Annotated in this window: 7 protein-coding genes and 1 pseudogene; 3 read left to right on the top strand and 5 right to left on the bottom strand. The window is 28.7% G+C overall.

All coding sequences use genetic code 11. The features are described 5' to 3' along the window. The first annotated feature begins 94 nt into the window (after positions 1-94). From BIV18_RS11120 to BIV18_RS11110, 3 genes are all read left to right on the top strand, one after another. On the top strand, positions 95-439 hold the full coding sequence (locus BIV18_RS11120; RefSeq protein WP_235860857.1) for a S1 RNA-binding domain-containing protein: 345 nt from the start codon (positions 95-97) through the stop codon (positions 437-439). Between the two features lie 84 nt (positions 440-523). Continuing rightward, on the top strand, positions 524-883 hold the full coding sequence (locus BIV18_RS11400) for a S1 RNA-binding domain-containing protein (protein WP_328585309.1): 360 nt from the start codon (positions 524-526) through the stop codon (positions 881-883). 8 nt (positions 884-891) lie between these two features. Then, positions 892-1,398 (top strand): S1 RNA-binding domain-containing protein, encoded by a 507-nt coding sequence (locus BIV18_RS11110; RefSeq protein ID WP_235860856.1) that lies wholly within the window; start codon positions 892-894, stop codon positions 1,396-1,398. A gap of 112 nt (positions 1,399-1,510) precedes the next feature. Here the strand turns inward: BIV18_RS11110 and BIV18_RS10430 are convergent, their stop codons facing one another. The 5 genes and pseudogenes from BIV18_RS10430 to BIV18_RS10705 all read right to left on the bottom strand — a co-directional run bounded on the left by BIV18_RS10430 (position 1,511) and on the right by BIV18_RS10705 (position 3,723). Then, entirely contained in the window at positions 1,511-1,669 is a 159-nt protein-coding gene (locus BIV18_RS10430) for a transposase (RefSeq protein WP_083635592.1), read from the bottom strand. 25 nt (positions 1,670-1,694) lie between these two features. Beyond that, positions 1,695-1,970: a hypothetical protein gene (locus BIV18_RS10425; RefSeq protein ID WP_144015228.1), complete on the bottom strand. Its 276-nt coding sequence runs from the start codon at positions 1,968-1,970 to the stop codon at positions 1,695-1,697. Beyond that, a complete protein-coding gene (locus tag BIV18_RS11500; RefSeq protein WP_416351114.1) occupies positions 1,922-2,140 on the bottom strand; it encodes a transposase in 219 nt (72 codons plus the stop codon). Before BIV18_RS11500 ends, BIV18_RS10425 begins: the two co-directional genes overlap by 49 nt. Before the next feature lie 221 nt (positions 2,141-2,361). Beyond that, positions 2,362-2,679: pseudogene (locus BIV18_RS11495) on the bottom strand (transposase family protein); the annotation flags it as partial. Positions 2,680-3,576: 897 nt separating this feature from the next. Further along, positions 3,577-3,723 carry a hypothetical protein gene (locus BIV18_RS10705; protein ID WP_178385802.1) on the bottom strand — a complete coding sequence of 49 codons (147 nt, stop codon included), beginning with the start codon at positions 3,721-3,723 and terminating at the stop codon, positions 3,577-3,579. Between the last annotated feature and the right edge of the window lie 120 nt (positions 3,724-3,843).

Genomic DNA, 3,843 nt, shown 5'->3' with positions numbered 1-3,843 from the left:
ATATTGATTTAAATATATTTAAAAAATTTAATAAAATTGGTATTACCGCCGGAGCATCCACACCGGAATCGTAATCAAGGAGGCTGTTTGTAGGATGGAAAATTTTGACAAAGGTGAGATGATGGAAGCCATTGATAATTCTTTTAAAAGGATTAGAAAGGGCGAAGTAGTAACTGGAGAGGTTTTATATATAACTGATTCAGAAGTAATGGTAAATCTTGGATACAGATCAGATGGTATCATTTCAAAAGATGAACTTGCAGGAGGACCAGATGTTAATCCAGCAGATCTTTATAAACAAGGTCAAGAAATTGATGTATATGTTTTAAAGATGGACGATGGAGATGGCAATGTTGTTCTTTCAACAAAAAGAGTTGCTGATATGAAAATTTGGGATGAAGTTGAAGAACTTATAATAACAAAGAAAAGATTACAGTAACTATAAAAACCAAGTAAAAGGCGGACTTACTGCAGATTTCAGAGGATTAAATGTATTTATACCAGCATCTCATGTTTCTGTTAGATTCCAAAAGATTTAAGCAAATTCGTTGGAGAAGAATTTGAAACTGAAATTATCGATTTTGACAAGAGAAAGAAAAGAATTGTAGCTTCAAGGAAGAATGTACTTCAAGAAGAATTAGACAAAGTTCGTGATGAAGTATACGACAAGCTTAAAGAAGGAGACATTATAGAAGGAACTGTACAAAGATTAACTAACTTTGGTGCTTTCGTAGATGTTGGAGGTGTTGACGGACTTATCCATATTTCTGAACTTTCATGGAATAGAGTAAAACACCCATCAGATGTTGTATCACCTGGAGATGTAGTTAAAGTACAAGTTCTAAACGTTGATAAAGAAAAAATAGAATCGCACTTGGACTAAAACAAACTATGGAAAACCATGGATGTGTTCAAAACGAAGTTAAAATTGGCGATGTAGTAAAGGGCAAAGTTGTAAATCTTCTCGATTTTGGTGCTTTTGTAAGACTTGAACAAGGCGTTGATGGACTTCTCCATGTATCACAAATTGCAAGAGAACATGTTGAAAAACCACAAGATAAACTTTCTATTGGCGAAGAAGTTACAGTTAAAGTAACTGACATTGATGAAGAAAATCAAAAAATTTCTCTTTCTATCAAGGCTCTAATTGAACCTGAGGTAAAAGAAGAAGACGAAGAATCTAAACCAAGAGAAAGAAAACCAAGAAGAGAAAGAAAAGTAGCTCCAAAAAGAGAAAAGAAAATTGAAGAACCAAAACAAGATGACTTCAACATGACTATTGGAGAAATGCTTGGACTTAACTTTGCTGACGCAGATTTAGATTCTGAAATTCTCGAAGACGGAAAAGAAATTTCAGCTTCAGAAAAAGAAGAAACTGAAAAATCAACAGAAGAATAAAATATTTATAAAGAGAGAATTAGTCTCTCTTTTTATTTGTGTTAAATTTTGGTTCTTTGTCAAATAGTGTTGGTGAATAAAAATTAATGATATATGGTTTATATCTTATGACTTAAACCATATATTTTTTTATGGTAAAAACATAAAAAATTCTCAATCTAAAATTATCAAAGGAACGGTAACCGTAAGAAATTCTTTTAATAACTTTGATCTTGTTGTTAATACCTTCAACCTTTCCATTGTTGTAATTAGTATTTAAAGTATTCTTAATCTTTTCTAAATATTGATAGCTGTACTTATAGCTGTCTTAATTTTTCTATATATTTCCCAAACTCATCAGGTTTAAATTCCTGCAAAATAGTTTTTAAAGTGTCAAAATTTTTCTCTCTAATAGCAAATAAAATATTTTGGATTAAGTCATAAATCTTCCTGAAAGAATAGTCAAAATCTAAAATATGTTCAACTATTTCTTTTTGAGAGATAAATCCTTTAAAACAAGGAAAACTCTTAAAATGTGTTGATATTAACTTAGCCTTAGGAAGCATAATAACTTCCAGTACCTTTTTAAACACCTATACTCATGAGAGTCTGTTTTAAACTTCTTCATTAGTTGAACTCTTGCCATATTAAAAGCACGAGTAAAATTTTGAACAATATGAAACTTATCAAGAACAATACAAGCGTTTTTAAAAACCTTTTTAACAAGTTCCATATAGGGAGAGTAAATATCACAAACAACAATCTTAACTTGATCTCTAACTCTTCTTGGAATCTTAGAAAATAAGTGTCTAATTTAAATAGTCTCCTATCAGGAAGTATATCAATAATCTCACCAGTAATAGAATTGGTACAAATAAAGCTCATAGCGCCTGATACATTTTTAGTAGACTTAAATTCATCTATAGATAGTATCGGTGGAAGATAAGAAAAATCCTGTTTAAAGGATTTACTCCATTCTTTAAAAACTCTAACAACGGTGTTAGGGCTGACACCATTAGATTCAGCAATAGACTTAAAGGATGAAATTTCAGTAAGATCTACAGCAATCTTTCTTTTTACATCATTAGATATATTAGAATACTCATTAACTATATTGGTTTTAGCACTAAAGGTAGAACCGCACTCTTTACATAAAAATCTTTGCTTTTTTAGAAAAAGAATAGTCGGTATATTAGAAACATCAGGAAGTTTAATCTTACAAATCTTAGTACCATATTTTATAATATTAAAAGATTCATTAACATGACCGCAACATGGGCAAACCTCTGGGTGTAAGTTAATTTTCCATAAATAAATTTAGTGTCTATGTACTTAACTTTTTGACAATAATATTTTCAGTATCAATTACTATTTTTATCTTTAATGTTCAACAAATCTTTTATATAATTATTAATAGACATAGAATCACTCCTTGGTATTTGGTAGCAACTATATTTTATAGGAATGTGATTTCTATGTCTATTTTTTATACATTTCCATACAAAAATAGTGCTGATGATTTCTCACCAACACTATTTATTATAGAACCTTTAAGCTTTTAAATTAAAGGATATTGTTAATATTTTAAACTTATTTATTTTTATTCAATTCTTCCTTATATAAAAGATATGTTCCCAATATAGTTGAAATATATAAGTAATTTCTCATATATTCTACTGAATCAAATATCTTAAGTTCAAGAAAGTGTGCATAGGAATTTTTTCTAAAGATTTAAAAGAATAAGAGTATATACGTTAATACAAAAGGGTTAATAAATACTAATATTAATAAAAATTTTTTTTTCATATTATATTCTATCACTCATCCAAATTGATCCACTTACAGAAATGTGGTCATAAAAACGTGAAGTGTAGGATGCAGTATAGGAACCATTATTATTTTTCCATTTGCACCAATACTTATAAAATGAGTAGTGCTACCCTTGGTTATATATATCGCCATATAGATCATATACCATACTGCTAGAATTCACAATTTCTGCATACATATTACCAGAATAAATTTACCGTTGCCATCAATAGCGATATTTGAAATACTATCCATTCGTCCGTGGTCTAGGTAACATCTAACAATTAAATTAATTTTATAATTATAGTTATTTGAATGTATCGTTTTTGAATAAGTAAGATCCATTTAATTCATCGTCATATCCAGCAGGGACACATATTCCATTAGCATTTAATTTATATATCGAACATCTGAATCTGTAATGTTAATTGTACCATTTAATGATTCATTTACTTGAGAGGACTGAGTATCTGTCTTTGCAAAACAAAAAGATGGTATAAAACAAAATAACAATAAAATAACAAAGAACTTTTTCATTATTTACCTCCAATACTAGATTAAAATATAATTGTTACAATATCCTTTAAATTAATTATAATGATTTGCAAACGTTTCGTCAAATAATAATTCATAAATATTTATATCTTTATGATTATG

Source organism: Peptoniphilus grossensis (assembly GCF_001940285.1).
Lineage (GTDB): Bacteria > Bacillota > Clostridia > Tissierellales > Peptoniphilaceae > Peptoniphilus_A > Peptoniphilus_A faecalis.
Note: the sequence above shows the minus strand (reverse complement) of the source record. Positions and strands in the feature narration are given on the sequence as shown.

Bases quoted from the DNA above. Each gene is read 5' to 3' on its own strand.
- BIV18_RS11120 (WP_235860857.1), top strand. From the start codon at position 95: ATGGAAAATTTTGACAAAGGTGAGATGATGGAAGCCATTGATAATTCT.
- BIV18_RS11110 (WP_235860856.1), top strand. From the start codon at position 892: ATGGAAAACCATGGATGTGTTCAAAACGAAGTTAAAATTGGCGATGTA.
- BIV18_RS10705 (WP_178385802.1), bottom strand. From the start codon at position 3,723: ATGAAAAAGTTCTTTGTTATTTTATTGTTATTTTGTTTTATACCATCT.